26 protein-coding genes are annotated in these 23,023 nt (G+C 73.2%); 10 read left to right on the forward strand and 16 right to left on the reverse strand.

Annotation, left to right across the window (positions count from 1 at the left end; translation table 11 throughout):
* Window positions 1–5 precede the first annotated feature (5 nt).
* A complete protein-coding gene (locus ABGB16_RS00455; protein ID WP_347665911.1) occupies window positions 6–701 on the forward strand; it encodes a TetR/AcrR family transcriptional regulator in 696 nt (231 codons plus the stop codon).
* 14 nt (window positions 702–715) lie between these two features.
* Here the strand turns inward: ABGB16_RS00455 and ABGB16_RS00460 are convergent, their stop codons facing one another.
* The 6 genes from ABGB16_RS00460 to ABGB16_RS00485 form a co-directional block, all read right to left on the reverse strand.
* On the reverse strand, window positions 716–1,684 hold the full coding sequence (locus tag ABGB16_RS00460) for an NAD(P)/FAD-dependent oxidoreductase (protein WP_347666048.1): 969 nt from the start codon (window positions 1,682–1,684) through the stop codon (window positions 716–718).
* Window positions 1,685–1,817: 133 nt separating this feature from the next.
* Window positions 1,818–2,465, reverse strand: a complete 648-nt coding sequence (locus ABGB16_RS00465) for a rhomboid family intramembrane serine protease (protein WP_347666049.1) — start codon at window positions 2,463–2,465, stop codon at window positions 1,818–1,820.
* Window positions 2,466–2,583: 118 nt separating this feature from the next.
* Window positions 2,584–3,270: a lytic transglycosylase domain-containing protein gene (locus ABGB16_RS00470; protein ID WP_347665912.1), complete on the reverse strand. Its 687-nt coding sequence runs from the start codon at window positions 3,268–3,270 to the stop codon at window positions 2,584–2,586.
* 278 nt (window positions 3,271–3,548) lie between these two features.
* Window positions 3,549–4,958, reverse strand: a complete 1,410-nt coding sequence (locus ABGB16_RS00475; RefSeq protein ID WP_347665913.1) for a PhoH family protein — start codon at window positions 4,956–4,958, stop codon at window positions 3,549–3,551.
* 347 nt (window positions 4,959–5,305) lie between these two features.
* Window positions 5,306–5,683 (reverse strand): hypothetical protein, encoded by a 378-nt coding sequence (locus tag ABGB16_RS00480; protein WP_347665914.1) that lies wholly within the window; start codon window positions 5,681–5,683, stop codon window positions 5,306–5,308.
* Between the two features lie 94 nt (window positions 5,684–5,777).
* Complete coding sequence (locus ABGB16_RS00485) at window positions 5,778–6,122, reverse strand: hypothetical protein (protein WP_347665915.1); 345 nt, start codon at window positions 6,120–6,122, stop codon at window positions 5,778–5,780.
* A 264-nt stretch (window positions 6,123–6,386) separates the two neighbouring features.
* On the opposite strand from ABGB16_RS00485, the gene ABGB16_RS00490 reads away from it, so the two are divergent.
* The 3 genes from ABGB16_RS00490 (at window position 6,387) to otsB (ending at window position 8,236) form a co-directional block, all read left to right on the forward strand.
* A complete protein-coding gene (locus ABGB16_RS00490) occupies window positions 6,387–6,827 on the forward strand; it encodes a helix-turn-helix transcriptional regulator (protein ID WP_347665916.1) in 441 nt (146 codons plus the stop codon).
* 162 nt (window positions 6,828–6,989) lie between these two features.
* Complete coding sequence (locus ABGB16_RS00495) at window positions 6,990–7,343, forward strand: hypothetical protein (protein ID WP_347665917.1); 354 nt, start codon at window positions 6,990–6,992, stop codon at window positions 7,341–7,343.
* Window positions 7,344–7,411: 68 nt separating this feature from the next.
* Entirely contained in the window at window positions 7,412–8,236 is an 825-nt protein-coding gene (gene otsB / locus ABGB16_RS00500) for a trehalose-phosphatase (RefSeq protein WP_347665918.1), read from the forward strand.
* A 65-nt stretch (window positions 8,237–8,301) separates the two neighbouring features.
* Here the strand turns inward: otsB and ABGB16_RS00505 are convergent, their stop codons facing one another.
* The 4 genes from ABGB16_RS00505 to ABGB16_RS00520 form a co-directional block, all read right to left on the reverse strand.
* The gene (locus tag ABGB16_RS00505) at window positions 8,302–9,072 is read right to left on the reverse strand and encodes an isoprenyl transferase (RefSeq protein ID WP_347665919.1); all 771 of its coding nucleotides are present in this window, start codon (window positions 9,070–9,072) and stop codon (window positions 8,302–8,304) included.
* Between the two features lie 31 nt (window positions 9,073–9,103).
* Window positions 9,104–10,246: a geranylgeranyl reductase family protein gene (locus ABGB16_RS00510; RefSeq protein WP_347665920.1), complete on the reverse strand. Its 1,143-nt coding sequence runs from the start codon at window positions 10,244–10,246 to the stop codon at window positions 9,104–9,106.
* Window positions 10,247–10,314: 68 nt separating this feature from the next.
* Complete coding sequence (locus tag ABGB16_RS00515) at window positions 10,315–10,698, reverse strand: hypothetical protein (protein WP_347665921.1); 384 nt, start codon at window positions 10,696–10,698, stop codon at window positions 10,315–10,317.
* 37 nt (window positions 10,699–10,735) lie between these two features.
* Window positions 10,736–12,580 carry a phosphoenolpyruvate carboxykinase (GTP) gene (locus ABGB16_RS00520; protein WP_347665922.1) on the reverse strand — a complete coding sequence of 615 codons (1,845 nt, stop codon included), beginning with the start codon at window positions 12,578–12,580 and terminating at the stop codon, window positions 10,736–10,738.
* 401 nt (window positions 12,581–12,981) lie between these two features.
* On the opposite strand from ABGB16_RS00520, the gene ABGB16_RS00525 reads away from it, so the two are divergent.
* From ABGB16_RS00525 to ABGB16_RS00535, 3 genes are all read left to right on the forward strand, one after another.
* Window positions 12,982–13,518 (forward strand): GtrA family protein, encoded by a 537-nt coding sequence (locus ABGB16_RS00525; protein WP_347666050.1) that lies wholly within the window; start codon window positions 12,982–12,984, stop codon window positions 13,516–13,518.
* A 62-nt stretch (window positions 13,519–13,580) separates the two neighbouring features.
* Window positions 13,581–14,300, forward strand: a complete 720-nt coding sequence (locus ABGB16_RS00530; RefSeq protein WP_347665923.1) for a GtrA family protein — start codon at window positions 13,581–13,583, stop codon at window positions 14,298–14,300.
* Window positions 14,297–14,992 (forward strand): MaoC/PaaZ C-terminal domain-containing protein, encoded by a 696-nt coding sequence (locus ABGB16_RS00535; RefSeq protein ID WP_347665924.1) that lies wholly within the window; start codon window positions 14,297–14,299, stop codon window positions 14,990–14,992. The genes ABGB16_RS00530 and ABGB16_RS00535 overlap by 4 nt, the downstream gene beginning before the upstream one ends.
* A gap of 90 nt (window positions 14,993–15,082) precedes the next feature.
* Here ABGB16_RS00535 and ABGB16_RS00540 read toward each other — a convergent pair whose 3' ends face one another.
* Window positions 15,083–15,655 (reverse strand): PH domain-containing protein, encoded by a 573-nt coding sequence (locus ABGB16_RS00540; RefSeq protein ID WP_347665925.1) that lies wholly within the window; start codon window positions 15,653–15,655, stop codon window positions 15,083–15,085.
* A gap of 129 nt (window positions 15,656–15,784) precedes the next feature.
* Entirely contained in the window at window positions 15,785–16,660 is an 876-nt protein-coding gene (locus ABGB16_RS00545) for a biotin--[acetyl-CoA-carboxylase] ligase (RefSeq protein ID WP_347665926.1), read from the reverse strand.
* A gap of 109 nt (window positions 16,661–16,769) precedes the next feature.
* Between ABGB16_RS00545 and ABGB16_RS00550 the strand changes: the two genes are divergently transcribed.
* Window positions 16,770–18,353, forward strand: coding sequence for an acyl-CoA carboxylase subunit beta (locus ABGB16_RS00550; protein WP_347665927.1), 1,584 nt, complete (start codon window positions 16,770–16,772; stop codon window positions 18,351–18,353).
* A gap of 58 nt (window positions 18,354–18,411) precedes the next feature.
* Here ABGB16_RS00550 and ABGB16_RS00555 read toward each other — a convergent pair whose 3' ends face one another.
* The 3 genes from ABGB16_RS00555 to ABGB16_RS00565 all read right to left on the reverse strand — a co-directional run bounded on the left by ABGB16_RS00555 (window position 18,412) and on the right by ABGB16_RS00565 (window position 20,764).
* Window positions 18,412–19,317, reverse strand: coding sequence for a hypothetical protein (locus ABGB16_RS00555; protein ID WP_347665928.1), 906 nt, complete (start codon window positions 19,315–19,317; stop codon window positions 18,412–18,414).
* Window positions 19,310–19,810, reverse strand: coding sequence for a SigE family RNA polymerase sigma factor (locus ABGB16_RS00560; protein ID WP_347665929.1), 501 nt, complete (start codon window positions 19,808–19,810; stop codon window positions 19,310–19,312). The genes ABGB16_RS00555 and ABGB16_RS00560 overlap by 8 nt, the downstream gene beginning before the upstream one ends.
* Window positions 19,811–20,020: 210 nt before the next feature.
* Window positions 20,021–20,764 (reverse strand): M50 family metallopeptidase, encoded by a 744-nt coding sequence (locus ABGB16_RS00565; protein ID WP_347665930.1) that lies wholly within the window; start codon window positions 20,762–20,764, stop codon window positions 20,021–20,023.
* 105 nt (window positions 20,765–20,869) lie between these two features.
* Here ABGB16_RS00565 and ABGB16_RS00570 point away from each other — a divergent pair, with 105 nt between their 5' ends.
* Complete coding sequence (locus ABGB16_RS00570; RefSeq protein WP_347665931.1) at window positions 20,870–21,421, forward strand: Uma2 family endonuclease; 552 nt, start codon at window positions 20,870–20,872, stop codon at window positions 21,419–21,421.
* Window positions 21,422–21,572: 151 nt separating this feature from the next.
* A complete protein-coding gene (locus tag ABGB16_RS00575; protein ID WP_347665932.1) occupies window positions 21,573–22,442 on the forward strand; it encodes an AraC family transcriptional regulator in 870 nt (289 codons plus the stop codon).
* Between the two features lie 273 nt (window positions 22,443–22,715).
* Here the strand turns inward: ABGB16_RS00575 and ABGB16_RS00580 are convergent, their stop codons facing one another.
* Complete coding sequence (locus ABGB16_RS00580; RefSeq protein ID WP_145775191.1) at window positions 22,716–22,961, reverse strand: hypothetical protein; 246 nt, start codon at window positions 22,959–22,961, stop codon at window positions 22,716–22,718.
* Between the last annotated feature and the right edge of the window lie 62 nt (window positions 22,962–23,023).

The raw sequence follows: 23,023 nt of genomic DNA on the forward strand, positions 1-23,023 counted from the left end.
GGGGCATGGCCGCCTCCTCCATCCGTGCCCGGGTCCGCGCCGAGATGATCGACGAGATCAAGGTCGTCGCCCGCCGGCACCTCGCCACCGACGGCGCGAATCTCAGCCTCCGGGCGGTCGCCCGGGACATGGGGATGGTCTCGTCGGCGATCTACCGCTACTTCCCCAGCCGGGACGACCTGCTCACCGCGCTGATCATCGAGGCGTACGACGCGCTCGGGGCCGCCGTGGAGGCGGCCGACGCGGGCCCCGACCGGCTGGACCTGCGCGGGCGCTGGCACGCCGCGTGCCGGGCGGCCCGGGACTGGGCGCTGACCCACCCCGCCGAGTACGCGCTGCTCTACGGCAGCCCCGTCCCCGGGTACGCGGCCCCGGACGACACGATCGGGCCGGCCCAGCGGCCCCCCGTCACCCTGGTCGGCATCCTGCGCGACGGCCTGGCCGCCGGCCGGTTGAGCCCTCCCCCGGCCGACGGACTACCCGGGGAACTGCGCGCGGACCTGGCGGAGATCGCCGACGCGTACTTCCCGGGAGTGCCCGAGGCGCTGCTCGCCCGGGGCATGGCCGGCTGGACCCAGCTCTTCGGGCTGATCAGCTTCGAGTTGTTCGGCCGGATCAACCGCGCGCTGCCGCACCGGGACGCCTACTTCGACCACCAGACCGCGCTGATGGCCGACCTGATCGGCCTGCCCCGCGACTGACCCGGACGGGAGCGTCAGCCGGCGTCCGAGGAGTGGCCGGGGAAGAGGTGGGCGCTCGGGTCGATGGCCACGGCCGCGTTGTTGACCGCCGTGGCGGCCTCGCCGAAGCCCGTGGCGATCAGCCGGACCTTGCCCGGGTACTCGGTGATGTCCCCCGCCGCGAAGACCCGGGGCAGGTTCGTCGCCATCGCGCTGTCCACCACGATGTGCCGGCGGTCCAGCCGCAGCCCCCACTCGGCGAGCGGGCCGAGGTCGGCGGTGAAGCCGAGCGCGGCCACCACGGTGTCCACGGGCAGCAACTCCGTCGCGCCGCCCCGGACGGTGATCTCGGCGCCGGTGACGGCGCCGTCCCCGTTCAGCCGGGTGACCTCGGCGTTGACGACGACGCGTACGGGCAGACCCAGCACCCGGGCGACGGTGGCGGCGTGCGCCCGGAACTTCTCCCGCCGGTGCACGAGGGTGACCGACCGGGCCAGCGGCTGCAATGCCAGCGCCCAGTCGAACGCGGAGTCCCCGCCGCCCACGATCAGCACGTCCCGGTCGGCGAGCGCGGCCGGGTCCGGCACGAAGTAGACGATCCCGTTGCCGGTGAAACTGTCGGCCACCGGCAGCGGACGCGGGGTGAAGCTGCCCAGCCCACCGGTGACGACGACCGCCCCGCACGCGAGCTGCTCCCCGCCGGCGAGACCGAGCACCGGCCGAGCGTCGGCATACGACAGCTTCTCGGCGCGGGTGCCGAGCAGATACTCGGGGTGGAACGGGGCGGCCTGGGCGACGAGGTTGGCCACCAGGTCGCGGCCCTTGACCGCCGGGAATCCGGCGACGTCGAGGATGAGCTTCTCCGGGTACATCGCCGTGATCTGGCCGCCCGCCTCGGGCAGCGCGTCGACCACCGCGACGGAGAGTCCCCGGAACCCGGCGTAGTACGCGGCGAAGAGCCCCGCCGGACCGGCGCCGATCACTGCGACATCAACCTCGCGCATGATGTACCGTCGCTCTCCGCTCACGGACAAACGTCCTGGTGCCGACGGTAGGCCCCCCGCCTGGCCTGGGCAAGCACGTCCCACGGGGCGTCACGCCGCGTCGCACCACGGCCGCCGGTGGACGGGAGCCCCGCTATGCCGGAGGCGCCAGCAGCGGGCCCTTCCTTTCCCCCGGGTCGAAGCGGCGGCGCCGGAAGATGATCGCGGCGGCCACCCCGCCGACGAGCCCGAACAGGTGCCCCTGCCAGGAGATCCGCTCGTCGGTGGGGAGGATGCCGAACAGTTGCCAGCCGTAGAGCAGGCCGACCAGCAGCACCACCGCGAAGTTCCACCAGCTGCGCTCGACCAGGCCCCGGGTGAGCAGGACGCCCAGGTAACCGAAGATGACCCCACTCGCCCCGATCACCACGGAGTCCGGCGAGCCGGTGAACCACACGCCCAGGCCGCTCACCAGCACGATCATCAGGGTGGACCAGACGAACCGCCGGAAGCCGGCCGCGAGCACGAACGTGCCGAGCAGGATCAGCGGCACGCTGTTGCTGTAGAGGTGGGTGAAGTCGGCGTGCAGCAGCGGCGACAGGAAGACCCCGTCCAGGCCCTCGATCCGGCGCGGGATGATGCCCCCGGCCAGGTCGAGGTCGTAGCCGAGGCCGACGTCGACGGCCTCGACCAGGAACAGCACCGGCACGACGGCGCACATGGCGACGAACGCCCGGCCGATCGCCGCGTAGAAGGCCCAGGTGCCGAAGCGGCGCGGGTCGCCGGGCGGGTCGTCGCGCAGGTTCACCCTCCAACAGCTATCAGCAAACCGCACCACCCGCCAGCGGTGGCCGGCGGCAGCCCGGGTACGCCGACGGCGGGGTGCGCGGGCGCGCCCCGCCGTCGATGACGTTCCGCGATCAGTACCAGCCGGTGCTCTGCGAGTGCTGCCACGCCCCGCAGGGCGTGTTGTACCGGCCCTCGATGTAGCCGAGGCCCCACTTGATCTGGGTGGCCGGATTGGTCTCCCAGTCGTCGGCGACCGAGCCCATCTTGCTGCCCGGCAACGCCTGGGGAATGCCGTACGCGCCGGAGGAGGGGTTGCGGGCCTTGTGGTTCCAGCCGCTCTCCTTGGTCCACAGCTTGTCCAGGCAGGGGAACTGGTCGATGCCGAAGCCGGCGTCGATCATCAGCGCGCAGCCGATCCTCCGGTTGCCGCTGTACTCGTTGCACGAGGCGGGGATCGGCCCGTCGTACGGCTTGGCCGCCTTGGCCGCGGCCTCCCTCGCCTCGCGCTCCTTCTTCCGGGAAGCCGCCGCGGCCTCGGCCTCCCGGGCCCGCTCCGCGGCCTCCTTCGCCGCCTCGGCGGCGCGCAGCTTGGCCTGGTACTCGGCGGCCCGCTGCTTCGCCGAGGTGACCCGGTACTCGGCCTGGCGCTCCTGCTGGTAGTCGTACTCCGCCTGGTCCACCTGGAGGCCCGCCTGCGCGGTCAGGCCCTGCTGCTGGGTCTGGCGGTCTTCGCCGAGATAGAAGCCGCCGGCAACGCCCACGGAGAGCAGTGCGACGGCGGCGGTGCGGGCGCCGAAACGGCTCCACGGCCGACTCACGAAGTGTCCCTTCGTCGGGGGCAAGGACACGGCGCGACCACGACCCGAGGAGGGGGCCCGGCCCGCGCCGTGAGCGCCCCGACCCTGCCGGTCGCAGCCGACGCACTCGTTCCCGCCGGTCCCGGTCGCCCTGTGACGGACGACGACAGACGATCTCTCCGATGCGTGGGCGCTCGTTGGACACCATCGCGCACGGTGGGGCTGATGGGAAACCAACAGCCCCAATTGTGATCTGCACCACACGGGAGACCGGGACGAAGGCGGGCGTAACGGACGGGTCAGAGCGGAATGTCCTCCAGGAGATCCGTCACCATGGCCGCGATCGGCGACCGTTCGGACCGGATCAGCGTGACGTGCGCGAACAGCGGATGACCCTTGAGCGCCTCGATGACCGCCGTCACCCCGTCGTGTCGCCCGACCCGCAGGTTGTCCCGCTGGGCCACGTCGTGGGTGAGCACCACCCGGGACCCCTGACCGATCCGGGACAACACGGTGAGCAGCACCCCGCGCTCCAGCGACTGCGCCTCGTCGACGATCACGAAGGCGTCGTGCAGGCTGCGCCCCCGGATGTGGGTGAGCGGAAGCACCTCCAGGATGCCCCGGGAGATGACCTCCTCCAGCACGTTCTCGTGCACCACCGCGCCGAGGGTGTCGAAGACCGCCTGCGCCCAGGGCGACATCTTCTCCGACTCGGACCCGGGCAGGTAGCCCAGCTCCTGGCCGCCCACGGCGTACAGGGGACGGAACACGACCACCTTCTTGTGCCGGCGGCGCTCCATCACCGCCTCCAGACCGGCGCAGAGCGCCAGCGCGGACTTGCCGGTGCCGGCCCTGCCGCCCAGCGAGACGATCCCGACCGACTCGTCGAGCAACAGGTCGAGCGCCACCCGCTGCTCGGCCGAGCGCCCGTGCACGCCGAACGCCTCCCGGTCGCCCCGTACCAGCCGGACCGTCTTGTCGGGCAGCACGCGGCCGAGCGCGGAGCCCCGCCCGGAGTGCAGCACCAGCCCGGTGTGGCAGGGCAGCCCGGCGGCGGCGTCCAGGTCGAGCGTCTCCCCGGCGTACAGCCGGCTGATGTCGTCCTCGCCCAGGTCCAGCTCCGCCATGCCGGTCCAGGTCGGGTCGCTGGCCTGCCCGTGCCGGTACTCGTCGGCGCGCAGCCCCACCGAGGCGGCCTTGACCCGCAGCGGCATGTCCTTGCTGACCAGTGTCACCTCCCGCCCCTCGGCGGCGAGGTTCAGCGCGACCGAGAGGATCCGGGCGTCGTTGGACTCGGTGCGGAAGCCGGGCGGCAGCACCCCGTCGTCGGTGTGGTTCAACTCCACCCGCAGGGTGCCGCCCGAGTCGTTGGCGGGCACCGGCCGGTCCAGCCGGCCGTGGCGCACCCGCAGCTCGTCGAGCATGCGCAGCGACTGTCGGGCGAACCAGCCCAGTTCGGGATGGTGCCGCTTGCCCTCCAGTTCGGAGATGACCACGAGGGGCAGGACCACCTCGTGCTCGGCGAACCGGTGAAAGGCCGCGGGATCCGAGAGCAGGACCGAGGTGTCCAGGACGAATGCCTGGCCGGATGGTCGGGGCTCCTCGGGCTCGACCGGCGCGGCCGCGCGGCGGCTCCGGGCGGCTCGGCGGGTCGTGGCAGTCGCGGCCGGGGTCTGGTCGGCACCGGCGGGGGTACGGCGAGTCGTCACAGGCCTGCTCCGGCGGATGGGCATCCGCCATCCGCGTTCCGCCTCCTCCGGTGCCCGGGGACACGGGGTCGGATGCGGGCCCCGTGCGCGAGGTCGCAGATCCGGGCTGGCCGGCTGGCCCGGGGGAGCCCCGCGCCATGCCTAGACGCTAGCGGCACCCGGGCGTCGCGACCAGGGGTTGACAGGTGGATCTCCGGTGACGGCGGCGTGAACAGGCGCGGCGGAGCCGGCCGGGATGCATGCCCCCTGCGCGCATCCCGGCCGGTGGGACCGGCGTCACCGGTCTGACGCGGTCCCGACGGTGCGCGTCCGCCGCGGACTGCGCACCGTGCTCGTGCCGCGGGCCGTCAGCCCTGCCAGCGGACGAGAGCCCCGGTGGGTTGCCGCCCGCCGGCCCCGGCGGTGGCAGTGGCGGCGGTGGCGGTCACCGCGACGGCGCCCCCGCCGGCCGGGGCGGCGAACGCGGAGCCCGTGTACGTGGTGCCCTGCCGCGCGGCCGGGCCGCGCCGGGCGGCGGTCACCGGCGGTCCGGCCAGGGCGGAGGCGATCGCCGCCTGCGCCTCCCGGCGGCGCCGGTGCCAGGCGCCGCGGTCGCCGTCGAAGTAGCCCTGCCGGTACCCGAACCGGTAGCCGATCCGGTAACTGAGCTGCCCGTGCAGCCGCCCGGCGGCGTAACTGGTCGAGCCCAGGACGAGGACGAGGAAGACCGCGAGGAACGGACTCATCCGGCGGCTCCCGGGCACGTGGGCCACCGGCGGGCCGCGCCGCCGGCGAGCCGGTACGGGCGGGCGGGCGCCGGGGCCGCGCCCCGCCGGGCGCTCACCGCTCCTCCGGCTCGGCGGGGTTCGGACCGGCCACGAGCAGCCGCTCCAGGTCGTCCGTGCGGATCTCCTCGATCAGCTCGACGCTGATCCGGCAGCCGTCGAGCACGACCTCCGCCACCGAGGACCGGCGGATCTCGCCGCCGGCGTCGTAGACCCGGACGCTCAGCTCCGGGCAGCCGAGGTGGGTACGCCAGGCGTTCCACTCGACCCGGTCGCCCACGTTGAGGGACAGGTAGCGGCAACCCCGGGCGAGGTAGAGGCGCCACGGCGCGCTGAGCCCGGCGGCCACCCCGTCCGCGATCAGGCCGAACGCCTGGGCGCGGGTGGCGAGTTCCGTCACCGCACCCCCCTCGTAGCGAGCAAGGGACGCATGTGAACAGCAGTCGTCTCATGCACGTGACACACGTTAAGTTGTCCCATGAGCGTGACAGTATCAGCTTTTCGTCTGATTACCCCGGCACTCGTGGACATCTATCCTGCCCAGGTGGCACCCCTCGACAACAGCATCGGACCAGCCCCACACGAACGCGAACAATCGTCTCGTTCGCGTGACAGAACCGCGCGCGCCCTCCCCGCCGGGCACGGTTGGCCGTACGGTCACGGCATGACCGAGAGCGCTCCCACCCGCAAGACCGCGTTCGCCGCGTTCGTCCGCCGGGCCCTCGACGACGCGCGCGCCATGCGCGCCTGGAGCGGCACCGAGGTCTCCCGGCGCACCGGCGTGTCCCGCCAGACCATCAACCGCTGGGTACGGGGCGACTGGGTGAGCGACCCCGAGGCCGAACGCGTCGTCGCGTTCTGCGAGGGGCTCGGCCTCAACCCCGCCGTCGCCTTCGCGGCACTCGGCTGGGACCGCACCGCCGCCACCCGCGCCGCCACCGCCCCACCCCCCATGGACCCGGACGTCGAGGCGCTGCTGCGCCGGCTGGTCGACCCGAACGTGTCGGACGCGGAGAAGTTCCACATCCGGGAAACGATCCGTTACCTCGCGTATCGCCCCGCCCTCCCGGCGGATGTCCGAAAAAGAGGTAAACGGGCCGGGTAGTTCCTCAGATGGCGAAAGAACGCCTGGTCAGGCTCATTCGTTTCGCTCCGGGGCCGGAACGGGCACGCTAGCGTCCCTATTCGTACTGCTTGGGCTCGTCGTCGGTGGGGGGACGGGACAAGGCCGAACCCAGCCCTGCGGGACAGAAGGAGGGGTCTGTCCATGACCCTGAAGTGGTGGGCAGTCGTGGTCGCCGTGGTGTCGCTGACCTCGGCCGTGACCGGCAACGTGGTGAGCGGCGCGCTCGGCGGCAGGGAGCTTCCCCTGGTCGCCAACCTGCTCGCGCTCACCGTCGCCGGCACGGCCGTGGTCCTGGCCGTCGTCGCCGAGCTGCACGGCCGGCTCGACGACCGCATCAGCGAGCTCAGGGAGTTCCTGGTGGACCGGCTGAACGAGATCGAGGCCCGCACCGGCGACCGGAACACCGGCTTCGTGGAGGGCTACCTGCTCAGCCACGGCCAGGACGCCGAGGTGGTGCCGCTCGGGCGCCGGGGTCGGGGAGCCGCCGAACGCTGACCGCTGACCGGTCGGGGCCGCCTTCTCGACCACGAATGAGCCGCCCGCCCCGGGGTACGCTGACGCGCGTGCCGCCGTCGAATCCGGGCAACCACCAGCCGACGAACCCGTTGGACGCCGACCAGGCCTGGCGCAGGACCGCCGGGCGGGCGGCGGAGACGGTGCTCTTCTTCGACTTCGACGGCACCCTCGCGCCGGTCGGCGACGACCCGACCACGGTGCGGCCGGCCCCGAAGGTACTGGCCGCGATCGAGGCCCTCGCCCCGCTGGTCCGCCGGATCGCGATCGTCTCCGCCCGGCCGGTGGAGTTCCTCCGCGACCACCTCGGCGGGCTCGACGGCGTCGACCTCTACGGCCTGTACGGCCTGGAACACAGCCACTCCGGCGGCGAGACCGTCACCGAGCCGGCCGCGCTGCCCTGGGTGCCGACCATGCGGGAGCTGGCCGATCTCGCCCACGCCGAGCTGCCCGACGGGGCCCTGGTGGAGTACAAGCGGCTCTCCGTGGCGCTGCACTGGCGGACGGCCCCGCGGCTCGGCCCCGCGGTGCAGGAGTGGGGCCGGCGCCAGGCCGACCGGCTCGGCCTGCGGGTGCAGGCCGGGCGGATGGTGCTGGAGCTCAAGCCCCCGGTCGACCGGGACAAGGGCATGGTGATCGGCGAGGTGGTCCGGGACGCCGGCGGCGCCTGGTACTTCGGCGACGACGTGTCCGACATCAAGGCGTTCTCGGCGCTGCGCGCCCGGGCCGCCGCCGACCCGGAGTTCCTCGGGGTCTGCGTGGCCGTCGCCAACCCGGAGACCGGGCACGAGGTCGCCGAGGCGGCCGACCTGACCATCGACTCCCCCGCCGCCCTCGGCGACTTCCTCACCGCGGCGGTTCCCCGCCTCCGCTGAGCGGCCGGCGCCGCCCGGGGCGACCGACACCGCCCGGGCTGCCGCCGACCGGGAAACAGCAGGGATCAGACGCCGAAGCGGCGCTGGCGGTTGGCGTACGAGCGCAGGGCGCGAAGGAAGTCGACGCGGCGGAAGTCGGGCCAGTTCAGCTCGCAGAAGTAGAACTCCGAGTGGGCCGACTGCCACAGCATGAAGCCGGAGAGCCGCTGCTCACCGCTGGTGCGGATGATCAGATCGGGGTCGGGCAGGCCCCGCGTGTAGAGGTGCTCGGCGATGTGGTCGACGTCCAGCGTCTCGGCCAGCTCCTCGATGCTGCCGCCGGCCGCCGCGTGCTCCACCAGCAGCGAGCGGACCGCGTCGGCGATCTCGCGCCGCCCGCCGTACCCGACGGCGATGTTGACCTGGGCGCCGCCGGCGCGCTCCCGGGTGCGCTCCTCGGCGGCCTTCAGCGCGGTCGCGTGGTGCGCGGGCAGGACGTCGAGCGCGCCGACCATCCGCAGCCGCCAGGGGTTGCCCTCCTCGGCCAGTTCGGTCGTCAGGTCCTCGATGATCTGCAGCAGCGGGTTCAGCTCCTCCGCCGGGCGGGACAGGTTGTCGGTGGAGAGCAGCCAGAGCGTGACGTGCCCCACACCGGCGGCGTCGCACCAGCGCAGCAGCTCCTTGATCCGCTCCGCGCCCATCCGGTGCCCGTCGTTCGGGTCGACGTAGCCCATCTCCCGGGCCCAGCGGCGGTTCCCGTCGCACATCACGCCCACGTGCCGGGGCACCGGCTTGCCCGCGAGCTTGGCCGTCAGCCGCCGCTCGTACACGGAGTAGAGGAGGTTCCGCAGAGTCATCACCTTGCAGGGTAGCGACCCGCCGGGCGGATCAGTCCCGCGGTGGCAGATCCCGGGACGCGAGACCGAGGCCGATCATCGCCAGGGTGCGCCCGTCCAGCCGCCCGTCGCCGAGGCCCAGCTCGACGACCGTGCCGAAGACCCGGTCGTCACGGCGGGCCGCCCGGACCGCCCCGTCCACGACCCACCGCCGCCGGGCCAGCCAGGCCGCCAGCGAGCTGTGTCGCAGGTGGGTGCCGAGGCGCCGGCGCAGCGCGGCGGCGTACGCCCGGGCGGCGTGCCCGGGCGCCCCGGCCGCGGCGGCGCCGGCCAGCGCACCCGAGAGCAGGGCATAGAAGATCCCCTCCCCGGTGAACGGATTGACCAGCGACAGCGCGTCCCCGGCGAGCACCAGCCGGCCCCGGCCGGGCGGCGGGCGGTGGGTCGACAGCGGCAGGTGGTGGGCGCGCAGCGCGGTCACGGTTGCCGGGTCGGTGCCGGGCAGCAGCGCGGCCAGCCGGTCCAGCAGGTGCGCCCGGGTGAGCGGCTCGCCGCGCAGCACCTCCCCGTACCCGACGTTCGCCCGGCCGTCGCCGATCGGAAAGGACCAGGCGTACGCCGGCCAGCGCGCCCCCGACGTGACGATGAGCTGCTCGGGCGGCCCGGGCCGGGCCGGGGCGTACCCGCGGATCGCCAGCGCCAGGTGGCGGTCCGGGTTCGCCGGGTGGCCGAGCGCCCGGCGGACCACCGAACCCGCCCCGTCCGCGCCGACGACCGCCCGGCCGGCGATGACGCCGTCGAGCACCACCCGGGCGTCGCGCGCCTCGACCCGGCGTACGGTGTGCCGGCGCAGCTCCGCGCCGGCCGCCACCGCCGCCGCCACCAGCCGGGCGTCGAACACCTCCCGCGGCACCGTGTACGCGGGCCGCGGCAGCGCCCGGGCCACCGCGCCGCCGCCCGGGCCGACCAGCCGCAGCCTCGGCAGCGGCGGGTAGCCGGCCACCGCGCCGGTCACGCCGAGCCCGTCGAGGACGTCCAGCGCGTGCGCGGCGATGCCGTCCCCGCACGCCTTGTCGCGGGGAAAGTCGGCGCGGTCCAGCAGCAGCACCCGGGCACCCGCCCGGCGGGCGGCCAGCGCGGCGGCCGACCCCGCCGGCCCGGCCCCGACCACCACCACGTCGAACTCGTCGGTCACGGCGTCACCGAACCGGCTGATTCGCTCGCAAGCTCACTCATGTCCGTCACCTCGCTCCGCTCGGCGGGTCAGCCCGCCGGGATCGGGCCCTCGGCCCGGCCGGCGCGCCACAACCCGTACAACGCCAGCGCGGCGGCGGCGAGCAACGGGCCGCCGTCGCGGACCAGGCCGTCGACCCCGAGCAGCCACCCGCACAGCGGCAGGTCGACGGCGAGCACGCCGAGCGTGATCGCCACCAACAGCCGGCGGGCCCACCGGATCAGCAGCAGGAAGCCGAGCGAGCGCAGCATCGCCCAGCCGGTGCGTACCGCGAGGCCGAAGCCCTGCTCCGGGGCGTACCACCAGTTGAGCAGCTCGACCACGACGGTGGCCGCCGCCGTGACGGCGAGCAGGACGGTGAGCGCCCGGACGGCGGACGGCCGCCGGACCTGGGTCTCGGCGGCCGTCCTCATGGGATCCGATGGTGCCCGGTACGGGCAACCGTCACACCTACCGGGTGGGCTGCTCCGCGTCGAGCCGGGCGCGCAGCGCGTCCAGCTCGGCCCAGAGGACGCCGGGGAGCTTGTCGCCGAACTTCTCGAACCACTCGGTGACCAGCGGAAGCTCGTTGCGCCACTCCTCCGGGTCGACCTTCAGGGCGATCCGGACGTCCTCGGGGGTCATGTCCAGACCCTCGACGTCCAGCGCGTCCTGCGCCGGGACCATGCCGATCGGGGTCTCCACCGCGTCGGCGCGTCCCTCGATCCGCTCGACGATCCACTTGAGCACGCGCGAGTTCTCGCCGAAGCCCGGCCAGAGGAAGTTGCCCTCGGGGTCCTTGCGGAACCAGTTGACGTAGTAGATCCGGGGCAGCTTGGCGGCGTCCCCGTCGGCGCCCTTGCCCATCTCGATCCAGTGCCGGAAGTAGTCGCCGCCGTGGTAGCCGATGAACGGCAGCATGGCCATCGGGTCGCGGCGCACCACGCCGACCGCGCCGGACGCGGCGGCGGTGGTCTCCGAGGAGAGGGTGGCGCCCAGGTAGACCCCGTGCACCCAGTCCCGGGCCTCGGTGACCAGCGGGACGGTGTCGCGCCGCCGGCCGCCGAACAGGATCGCGTCGATCGGGACGCCGTTCGGGTCGTAGTAGTCCTCGGCGAGAATCGGGCACTGCGTGATCGGGGTGCAGAACCGGCTGTTCGCGTGCGAGGAGAGGCTGTCGCTCTCCGGCGTCCAGTCGTTGCCCTTCCAGTCGGTCAGGTGGGCCGGGGGCTCGCCCATGCCCTCCCACCAGACGTCGCCGTCGTCGGTGAGCGCCACGTTGGTGAAGACGGAGTTGCCCCGGTCCAGGGTGCGCATCGCGTTGGCGTTGCTCTTCCAGCCGGTGCCGGGCGCGACGCCGAACAGGCCGTACTCCGGGTTGACCGCGTAGAGCCGGCCGTCGGGGCCGAAGCGCATCCAGGCGATGTCGTCGCCGATGGTCTCGACCTTCCAGCCCGGGATGGTCGGCTCCAGCATGGCCAGGTTGGTCTTGCCGCACGCCGACGGGAACGCCCCGGCGATGTGGTAGACCCGCCCCTCCGGCGAGGTGATCTTCAGGATCAGCATGTGCTCGGCGAGCCAGCCCTCGTCCCGGCCCATGACGCTGGCGATGCGCAGCGAGTAGCACTTCTTGCCGAGCAGGGAGTTGCCGCCGTAGCCGGAGCCGAAGGACCAGATCTCCCGGGTCTCCGGGAAGTGCGAGATGTACTTCGTCTCGTTGCACGGCCACGGGACGTCCCGCTGGCCGGGGGCGAGCGGCGCGCCGATGGAGTGCAGCGCGTGGACGAAGTCCGCGTCGTCGCCCATCGCCTCCAGGATCCTGCTGCCCATCCGGGTCATGATGCGCATCGAGGCGACCACGTACGGGCTGTCGGTGATCTCGACGCCGAACATGGGGTTCTCGGCCTCGACGGGGCCCATGCAGAACGGGATGACGTACATGGTGCGCCCGCGCATGCAGCCGCGGTACAGGTCCGTCATGGTGTGCTTCATCTCGTCCGGCGCCATCCAGTTGTTGGTGGGGCCGGCGTCCGCCTCGTCGACGGAGCAGATGTAGGTGCGCTCCTCGACGCGGGCGACGTCACCCGGGTCGGTGCGCGCGTAGAACGAGTTGGGCTTCTTCTCGGGGTTGAGCCGGATCAGCGTGCCGGCCGCCACGAGTTCGTCGGTGAGGCGGCGCCACTCCTCGTCGGACCCGTCCACCCAGACCACGCGGTCGGGGGTGGTCAGTTCCGCGACCTCTCGGACCCAGGCGAGCAGTTTGGGGTGGGACGTCGGGGCCTGATCGATACCCCGAACGGTAGCCGGAGCAACCATGACACATCTCCTTGTGGTCGACGCTGACCGATCTATGGGATGCACGAGTCGTGACGGCGCGATGCGTCGCCTCGTGGAAACTTGGGATTTGGCCTCAGCGTAAACCGGGTGGTGGCGCGAGTCAGTGGGACTGGTTGTGAAGAACTGCACAAGCTAGGGCCACGCTGCGGCATCACGAGCTAATACCCGCTTTCACGAGCAGTTTCACGCAAATCCTTGAGTCAACCCTCGCCCCGGTTCGCCGCCGGGCGGCGAGGACGAACGGACGTGCGGGGGGCCGCCCGGGCGGAGCCGGCGGGACCGGCGGCCGGCGCGGAGCCCGCGGGCCGCGTAACGCCCCTCCGCCGTTGCTACCGACCGAAAGTACGCGTAACCGGTACGCTCGTCCGGTGGCCGCCACGATGACCGGAGACCAGCCAGGGTCCCCGCAGACCCGCACCGGCCCGGTGCGCGCCCTGATCGACCGCTTCGGCCATCTGGTCCGCGAACTGTCCAAGTTCGCCACGGTGGGCGGAATCGCGTTCCTCGTCGACTTCGCGCTGTTCAACTACCTCGTCCACGCGCAGCAGGTCGAGCAGGTCACCGCGAAGACGGTCTCCACCGTGGTCGCCGCGACCCTCGCCTTCCTCGGCAACCGGTTCTGGACCTGGCGGCACCGCCAGCGCTCCCACCCGGCCCGCGAGTACGCGCTGTTCTTCATCTTCAACGGCGTCGGCCTGGGCATCGCGGTGGCCTGCCTCGCGATCAGCCGGTACGGCCTGGGCGCCATCTGGCCGCAGGTGTTCCAGACCACCTTCGCCGACAACGTCGCCAGCTACCTCGTCGGCACCGGCCTGGGCACGCTGTTCCGGTTCTGGTCGTACCGACGGTTCGTCTTCGTGGAAGCGGGAACCCGGTCCGTTCCGGAGGCGGCGCACGAGCGGGACCGCCGCGCGTGACGTTCCGCCCACCTCGTCCGGCCGGAACGAGCCGGCCCGTCCACTCGCCTAAGGTGTTCGGTATGCGTCTTGTCCGTCTGCTGCCTGAGCGCTGGCAGAAGTTCCTCCACGAGGCGCTCAAATTCGGCGTCGTCGGCGGCATCAACACGGTCATCAATTACGCCGTGTTCAATGCGCTGGCACTCACCGTCTTCGAGAACGGCCAGTTGAAGGCGACAGTCGTCGCCACCGTCGTGGCGACAATCACGTCGTACCTGATGAATCGGCACTGGACGTACCGGGACCGGCCGAAATCGGCCATGCGCCGCGAATACGCCCTGTTCTTCCTGTTCAACGCGACCGGCCTGCTCATCGAGCTCGGCGTCCTGGCGGCGGCCAAGTACGGCCTCGGTATGACCAGCCTGCTGGCGCTGAACGTGGCGAAGACCGCCGGCGTGCTGCTCGCCACCCTGTTCCGCTTCTGGTCGTACCGGACGTTCGTCTTCCAGCCCGCGCCGGCGGCGCCGGAGGCGGACACCTGGCACAGCATCCCGCGCGACGAGTGGGACACGATGGCCGAACTGGACCCGGTGGCCGAGCTGGCCGAGTCGATCACCGAACTGGAGCAGGCGCAGCCGGAGGCGACCGCCCGCCGCGACGGCGGCAGCCCGGCGTACGGGCCCGCTCCGGCGCAGCAGCGGCCGCTGCCGGTCGAGTCGGCGTTCGGCGCCGCCCTCGACAGCGAACTGGCGGCGGAACTCGCTGACGAACTGCACGCCGGCACGCGGCGGCGACGCCGGTGAGCGCCACGGCCACGCCGGTCGCCGACGGGGCCGGGCAGGCGGGTGAGGCGACCGCAGCCGTGGGCGGCGGGGCCGAGTCGGCCGGCGACTCCGGTGACGGCGCGGACCGGCTCGCCAACGCCTTGGTCCGCTCCGGCACCGGCGCGCCCGCCGAGCTGTTCTTCGAGGACCTGACCGCGGGCCGCACCTTCGACCTGGGCGTGGTGCGGGTCGACGGCGACGAGATGGTGGCCTTCGCCCGCCGCTTCGACCCGCAGTGGTATCACGTCGACGCCGAGCAGGCCGCCGCGAGCCACCACGGCGGGCTGATCGCCAGCGGCTTCTACACGGTCAGCCTGTTCATGCGGGCGTACGTGGACCACGTGCTGTCCCGGGCCGCGGCCGACGCCTCCCCCGGCCTGGAGGAGCTGCGCTGGCTGGCCCCGGTCCGGGCCGGCGACCGGCTGTCGGTGCGCCTCGACGTGCTGGGCAGCCGTCCCTCCGCCGCCCGGCCGGGTCTCGGCACGGTGATCCTCGCCGGCACGATGTTGCGGCTGAGCCCGGAGGACCGGCCGGAGCAGGAGGTGCTGCGCACCCGCTTCCGCGGCTGGTTCGCCCTCCGCTCCGCCCCCGCCGCAGACCCGGCAGGCCCCGCCCCCGCCGCGGACCCGGCAGGCCCCGCCCCCGCCGCAGGCCCCGCCGACCGAAGTTGACCAAGAGATTTGCGTCGGGCCAGGTGTCGGCGCATGACGCAAACTTCTTGATCAACCAGTAGAACGGGGCCGGCGGGGGGGCCGGCGGGGTCAGGCCGAGGGGTCGCGCAGGGGCTTGCCCTCGCGCATGTCGGCCAGGATCTCGCGCATCTCGCCGTCGCCGAGCGAGTGCTTGTCGTGGTGCGCCTCCACCAGCTCGTACAGCTTGGTCTGCACCCGGTCCACCCGGGGGACGTCCCGGAGCACCGCCTGGCCCCGCTCGCCGGCCGACTCGATGGTGAGCGTGCCGCAGCCGAGCAGCCGCTCGACGAAGCGCTGGTTCATCGCGTGGTCGTTGATCCGGGTGAGCGGGATGTCCCGCCGGTCCCGGGAGAGCACCCCCTGCTGGAGCAGCACCCGCTCGTTGGTGAACAGGTAGTGGGTGCTGCGCCAGACCACGAACGGCCACAGCCCGAGCCAGAGCACCAGCAGCAGGGCCAGGCCGGCGACGACGTACAGCGCGATCGCCGCGGCGTCGCCGTCCGGCAGCAGGATCCAGGCCGCCACGACCGCGGCGACGGCGAGCACCAGCACCAGGATCGGCCGCAGCACCGCCTTCCAGTGCGGGTGCAGGTGCAGGACGACGTGCTCGTCCTCGGTGAGCACGTCTTCGGGGAACGCCACGGGAACCTCCTCGCCGAAACAGGACGCGCTGACCGTATCCGGTCGGCGCAGCCGGGCGGATCAGCCGGTGCGGTGGTTCGCGCGCGGCCCGCCCGGGACGGCCTCGCCGACGGGTGTGAGAGGAAGCCCCTACCGCAGGTGCAGGACGTCGCCCGCGGCCAGGGTGCGCCGGCCGGCGGGGGTGTCGACCAGGAGCTGGCCGTCGGGGTCGACCCCGACGGCCGTGCCGGTCAGCTCGTCCCCGCCGGGCAGCAGCACCCGCACCGGGCGGCCGACCGTGGCGCAGGCCGCCAGGTACGCCTCCCGCAGGCCGCTCGCCTGCGCGTCCCCGCCGGCGGAGCGCCAGCGGTCGTACCAGTCGGCGAGGGACCGCAGCAGGGCCCGCAGCAGCGGGTCGCGGTCGGTGGCGGCGGCGCCGGCCAGTTGCAGCGAGGTGGCGGGCAGGCCGGTCGGGTTCTCGGGCAGCTCGTCGGCGCGCAGCGTCACGTTGAGGCCGATGCCGAGCACGATCGCCGGGGCCTGCGCCGGGGACGGGCCGGGGGCCGCCTCGGCCAGGATGCCGGCGCACTTCGCGCCGTCGACGAGCAGGTCGTTCGGCCACTTCAGGGCGGCGTCCAGCTCGGCGAGCCGGGCCACCGCCTCGACCAGCGCGACCCCGGCGAGCAGCGGCAGCCAGCCGTACCCGGTGGCGGGGGCCGGCGGCCAGCCGCGCTCCGGGACGGCCTCGCCGGGCCGCAGCAGGACGCTGGCCGCGATGCCCGCCCGCGCCGGGGACTGCCACGCCCGGTCGCGCCGGCCCCGGCCGGCGGTCTGCCGCTCGGCGACCACGACCAGGCCCTCCGGCTCGCCCGCGCCGGCTGCCTCGGCCGCGTCGGCGTTCGTGGAGCCGGTCTCGGCGCGCAGCTCCAGCCGCCGCCACGGCCCGTGCGGCGCGACCAGCGCGCGGCGCAGCCGGGCCGCCGACAGCGGCGGGCGGTCCAGATCGGTGTACGGGGAGCCGGCCATCCCGCCAGCGTACGGCCCGCGCCGCCGGCTTTCCCGACGCCCGCCCGTGGGCGGAACTGAGGCGCACTGCACAACCGCGCGGGTCCTGAACCATCGTTATATTCCGTGGGTGACTACCGAGACCGGGATCAACATCCACAGCACCGCCGGCAAGCTGGCCGGCCTGGAGCGACGGGTCGACGAGGCGGTGCACGCCGGGTCGGCGCGGGCGGTCGAGAAGCAGCACGCGCGGGGCAAGAGGACCGCCCGGGAGCGGATCGAGATGCTGCTCGACGAGGGCTCCTTCGTCGAGCTGGACGAGTTCGCCCGGCACCGGTCCACCAACTTCGGCCTGGAGCGGACCCGCCCGTACGGGGACGGGGTCATCACCGGCTACGGCACCGTCGACGGCCGGCAGGTCTGCGTCTTCGCCCAGGACTTCACGGTCTTCGGCGGCTCCCTCGGGGAGGTCTTCGGCGAGAAGATCGTCAAGGTGATGGACCTGGCCATGAAGATCGGCTGCCCCGTCATCGGCATCAACGACTCCGGCGGCGCCCGCATCCAGGAGGGCGTCGCGTCCCTCGGCCTCTACGGCGAGATCTTCTTCCGCAACGTGCGGGCCAGCGGCGTCATCCCGCAGATCTCCCTGATCATGGGCCCGTGCGCGGGCGGCGCCGTGTACTCCCCGGCGGTCACCGACTTCACCGTGATGGTCGACCAGACCTCGCACATGTTCATCACCGGCCCCGACGTCATCAAGACGGTGACCGGCGAGGACGTGGCGATGGAGGAGCTGGGCGGCGCCCGGACGCACAACACGCGCAGCGGCAACGCCCACTACCTGGGCGCCGACGAGGACGACGCCATCGAGTACGTCAAGGCGCTGCTGTCGTACCTGCCGTCGAACAACCTGGACGAGCCGCCGGTCTTCGACGCGCCGGCCGACCTGGCCGTCACGGACGCCGACCGGGAGCTGGACACGCTGATCCCGGACTCGGCCAACCAGCCGTACGACATGCACCGGGTGATCGAGCACGTCCTGGACGACGGGGAGTTCCTGGAGGTCCAGCCGCTCTACGCGCAGAACATGGTCGTCGGCTTCGGCCGGGTGGAGGGGCGGCCGGTCGGCGTGGTGGCCAACCAGCCGATGCACTTCGCCGGCACCCTCGACATCGCCGCGTCGGAAAAGGCGGCCCGGTTCGTGCGCACCTGCGACGCGTTCAACATCCCCGTACTGACCTTCGTGGACGTTCCCGGGTTCCTCCCCGGCACCGGCCAGGAGTGGGACGGCATCATCCGCCGGGGCGCCAAGCTCATCTACGCGTACGCCGAGGCCACCGTCCCGAAGGTCACCGTGATCACCCGCAAGGCGTACGGCGGGGCGTACGACGTGATGGGCTCCAAGCACCTCGGCGCCGACCTGAACTTCGCCTGGCCGACGGCGCAGATCGCGGTGATGGGCGCGCAGGGCGCGGTGAACATCCTCTACCGCTCCGAACTGGCCGCCGCCGAGGACCCGGCGGCGCTGCGCGCCGAGCTGATCGCCGAGTACGAGGACACCCTGGCCAACCCGTACATCGCGGCGGAGCGCGGGTACGTCGACGGCGTCATCGCGCCGCACGAGACACGCACCCAGATCGTCCGCGCGCTGCGCGTGCTGCGCACCAAGCGCGAGACCCTGCCCCCGAAGAAGCACGGCAACATCCCGCTGTAGGGGCGAGGGCCCCTGTCGTACCTTGGGATCTTGCGGTCCTCGCACCGACGAGGAACGGTCAGCAGGGCGGGTTGGCCGCCGCGCACATCCGCTGCGCGGCGGCACGGCCCAGGGCGGTCAGGTCGGCATACGTCAGGCCCGGGCCGGTCCCGTCGACCCGATCGGCGATCGCGCCCCGGGCGGGCACGATGACCGTCACCAGGTCTCTGACCCGGATGACCAGCGTCACCTCGACCGGTGGGACGGGTCCGGCGTGGACCGGGTCGCCGGAACGCAGCGTCACGTGCCGCACCAGCACCGACCGGTCCCCCGCGAAGCCGCTCACCGGCGTCTCCCAGCGGTGCACGTACCGGGCCGTCGGCGACTCGCCGGCGACCAGCGCGAGCCCGGGCGCATGCCACTCGGCGCAGGCGTTGAGCAGGCGGTCGAGTTCCCCGAACACCTGCGAGCCCTGCGCCGGATCGATCCGGTAGACGTCCTGGCTGAGCACGGGCGTCCCCCCTCGACCGTCGGCGGCGGTGCTCGTGCCGGCGGAGCGCAGCAGGGTCTGGGAGCGGGAGTACCGGGAGACGGGCAGCCGGGCGGACACCAGCCGCTCGTCGCCGCACCTTTCCAGCACGCGGTCGACCCGCACCGGCAGGCTCAGGCCCGCCTCGCCGAGGCGTACGTCGGTGGCGGTCGGCAGGTCGCGCTGCGACAGCAACGCCTCCCACGGGATCTCCGCCCGGCCGCCGGGGGTCGGCCCGACCGCCGAGGTGGCGGCCACCGACGGCGGACGGTGCGTCGCCACCCCACCGGCGACCACGGCCGAGGCCGACGCGACCACCAGCACGGCGGCCGCGGCGGCGATCACCGTACGCCGGCTGCGGCGGCGGGCCCTGGCCCGAATCTCCGCGGGCTCCGGCCAGCGCACCGCCAGCAGATCCCGGTGCAGCTGTTCGGCGAGCGTCAGGTCGTCACGCATCGGCGGCCTCCTCCAGGTCAGAGACGGCGAGCAGCCCGGCGAGCGCGGCACGCCCCCGGGAGAGTCGGGCCTTGACGGTGCCGACCGGGGCGGCGGTCTCCCGCGCCACCTCGGCGACCGGCATGCCGAGCAGGTAGTACAGGGCGAGGGCGATGCGCTGTTCCTCGGGCAGCCGGCGCAGCGCGGCGACCACCTCGACGGTGTCGGTGTTCGGCGGCGGGGCCGTCTCCTGCACCCCGTGCCGCAGGTACGCCCGGGCCCGGCTGCGCAGGCTGCGCCACCGGCTCACCGCGATCCGGCTGGCCACCACCCGCACCCACGCCTCCGGGTCGTCGTACCTGCTCACCGTCGACCAGCGCTGCCAGGCCCGGATGTACGCCTCCTGCACGGCGTCCTGGGCCTCGGCGAGGTTCCCGGTGAGCACGTAGACGAAGCCGAGCAGCCGTTGCCGGCTCCCCCGGTAGAACTCGTCGAACCCGTCGACGTCCGGCACCTGCTACCTCCCCCGCCTCGGTCGCAGGGGACACGCGCGGGACGGGGGCGGCGGTTGCCGGCTCAGCCGCCGGGTTTCCGGCCCCGGCGTGATCCGGCTCCCGGCCTGCCCGTTCCGTTCCTCCGCCGCGATCAGAGCGTCCATGCCGGTCCTTCGCCGCGATCAGAGCGTCCAGGCCGGCGCGCGGGAACCCGTCAGCGGGGGCGTGCGTCAGCCGGTGAGGCCGGCGTCGGTGAGGATCGGGCCGGCCAGCAGCGCGGCACCGGCAGCCAGGGCGAGCAGGTTGACCAGTGCGAACAGCGTCACCCACAGCAGCGGCGGGAACGGGGTGAGCCGGGCCAGTTGGTCGGCGTCCGACTCCGGCAGCCGGCCCCGGGAGCGCAGCCGCTGGAGTTCGGCCACCGGCCGTACGCCGCCGAGGAGCAGGAACCAGACGGACGTCCAGGCGAAGGCGGCCTGCACCTGCGGCGAGGCGTACCAGGAGACGGCGAGCACCACCCCGCCGGTGACCAGTAGCGACAGCACGCCGAAGACGTTGCGGACCAGCACCAGCATGGCCAGCAGCAGCGCCACGGCCACCCAGAGCAGCAGCGTGATCCGGTTGCCGCCGAGCAGCCAGGCCCCGGCCAGGCCGACCAGCGACGGCGCGACGTACCCGGCGAACAGGGTGAGGATCATGCCGGGACCGGACGGTCGGCCGGCGGAGAGGGTCAGCCCGGAGGTGTCCGAGTGCAGCCGGATGCCGTGCAGCCGGCGGCCGGTGAGCAGGGCCGCCAGGGCGTGCCCGCCCTCGTGGGCGATGGTGACGGCGTTGCGGGCGATCCGCCAGGGCGTGCGGGCCGACACCACCAGCAGCGCCACCGCCGCGGTGACGAGCACGAGCAGCGGCGGCGGGTCGGGCTGTGCGGAGAACAGTCGGTCCCAGAGCGCCGTCAGGCCGTCGATCGACACCATGGGGCGCGAGCCTACCCGGCGCGGCTGCGGGCCGGCGGGTCGCCCGAGCAGGGGTGCCGCCCGTGCGAGACTGGGCGGTGACGCGCGGAGCAGGAGGTGTACGGGATGACCGCGGCGCCCCTTGAGCCCCATATCGGGCCGTGGACCGAGGCGGACTACTTCGCCCTCGGTCCGACGCTGGATCGCATCGAACTGCTCGACGGGAGTCTGATCGTGAGCCCTGCCCCGAGCAAGCGACACCAGTCGGTGTCCCGCCGTCTCGCCAACGCCGTCGAGCCGGCGGCCGGCGCGCAGGGGCTCCTGGTGTTCGAGGCCGTCAACGTCCGGCTCGGCGTCGACCGGATCGCCATCCCCGACCTCGTCGTGGCGGAAACCGACGACGAGGGCGCGGTCGTGGAAGCCGCCGAGGTGGCCCTGGTCGGCGAGATCGTCTCCCCCGGCAACGCCGCAGCCGACCGGGTGGTCAAGATGCAGCTGTACGCCATCGCCCGAATCCCCTGGTATCTGCTCGTGGAGCCGGACGGCGACACCCACTCGCTGCGGCTGTTCCGGCTGGACGGCCAGCACTACGTCGAGGAGTCGGTGGCCAAGGCCGGCGAGGTGCTGGTGCTGACCGAGCCGTTCCGGCTCCGGATCGATCCCGCCGCGTTGCGCTGACAAGGCTCGCGCGTTTCCGCGTCGCCCGTCTGTCGGGCTCCATGAGCGTGCGTTGGCGCCGCGACGTTCCAGGCGCATGATCGGATCGGACCTCTACGGTCGGGCGGCGGCCAGGGCCCTTCGGCCAGGCTTGACGTCGAAAGGAGGCCTCGTGATCGCGGCACTCAACCGGCTTGTCGACCTGGTCGAAAAGCACCTCACCGAGGAGTTCGACGTCAACGGATTGGCCGGGGCGCTCGGCACGACCGGATACCACCTGCGCCGGATGTTCTCGTCGTTGGCCGGCATGCCGCTGTCGGAGTACGTGCGCCGGCGCCGCATGACCGTCGCCGCTGCCGACGTCGTTCGGGGCGAGGACGATCTGCTGAGCATCGCCGTCCGGCACGGGTACGGCTCGACCGAGGCGTTCGGACGCGCGTTCCGGGCGGTCCACGGTGCCACCCCCGGTGACGTTCGCCGCCACGGAGGCCCCCTTCGCACACAACCGCAGCTCAGGTTCCGCCTGACCGTCGAAGGGAGCATCCCCATGGACACCCGCATCGTCGACCGCCCCGCGTTCCGGCTCGTCGGACACGCAACCCGGGTTCCGCTCATCCACCAGGGCATCAACCCGCACATCCAGCAGCACATCACCGCGCTGCCGCCGCAGGAGCATCTCCGGCTGAAGGCCCTCAGCGACACCGACCCGGGCGGGCTGCTACAAGTCTGCGACGACCTCGACCCCGACGGCACCGAGGGCAGCGAACTGACCTACCTGCACGGGGTCGCTGCGTCCCGGGACACGCCGGTCCCCGACGACCTCGACGCCATCGAGGTACCGGCCGGCAGGTGGGCGGTCTTCCGCACCGCCGGCCCCCATCCGCAGGCCCTGCAGAACACCTGGGCCGCGACCGCGACCGAGTGGTTCCCCTCCAACCCGTGGCGTCTGCGGCCGGGTCCCTCCATGGTTGCGATCCTCGAGCGCGCGGACGACTTCAGCACCGCGACCTGCGAGCTGTGGCTACCCGTCGAACCGACGTGACGGACCTGCGGAACCCAGACAGCAAGGATCGCCGCCGCCTTTAACACGGATCGCGGGATCAGGCAGTTGGCGCCGAACATTGAAGGTCACCGCCTGATCGTCGCGCCCGCCCGGTTCCGACTTCCCCGGGAGAGCCGGTCGGCGGCGGCGGGATCGGCTGCGACCGTACGGTCGCGAGCTGGCCCTGCCGCCTCCGACCGGTCCATCCGGCGTTGCCGTCCGCCCGGTTGTCAGGCCCGCCGCCACGCGGTCCGCGAACGTCGCGGGCCGAGGTCAGGCCCGCCGCCGCGCCATGTGCGGCACCGTGACCGGCGCCGGCCGTCGCACGTCCTTCGAAGCCACCGTGGACCGTCGCGTCATCCGCCAGGCGGCCACCCCGGCGACGGTGACGGCCACGACGCTGAGCAGCGCGACCAGTACCGGAAGGCCCACGCCAACCAGCAGCAGCACCGCGTCGCCGAGCGCGACCAGCATCCACAGCGCCAGCCGGGGCCGGCGGTCGGTGAATCGGCGTCCCATGTCGTACCTCCTTCCGTCGTCGGGGTTCAGGTACCCCGCCCGATGGAAGGTCATGCGAATGG

This window comes from Micromonospora sp. B11E3 (assembly GCF_039871625.1).
Classification (GTDB): Bacteria; Actinomycetota; Actinomycetes; order Mycobacteriales; family Micromonosporaceae; genus Micromonospora.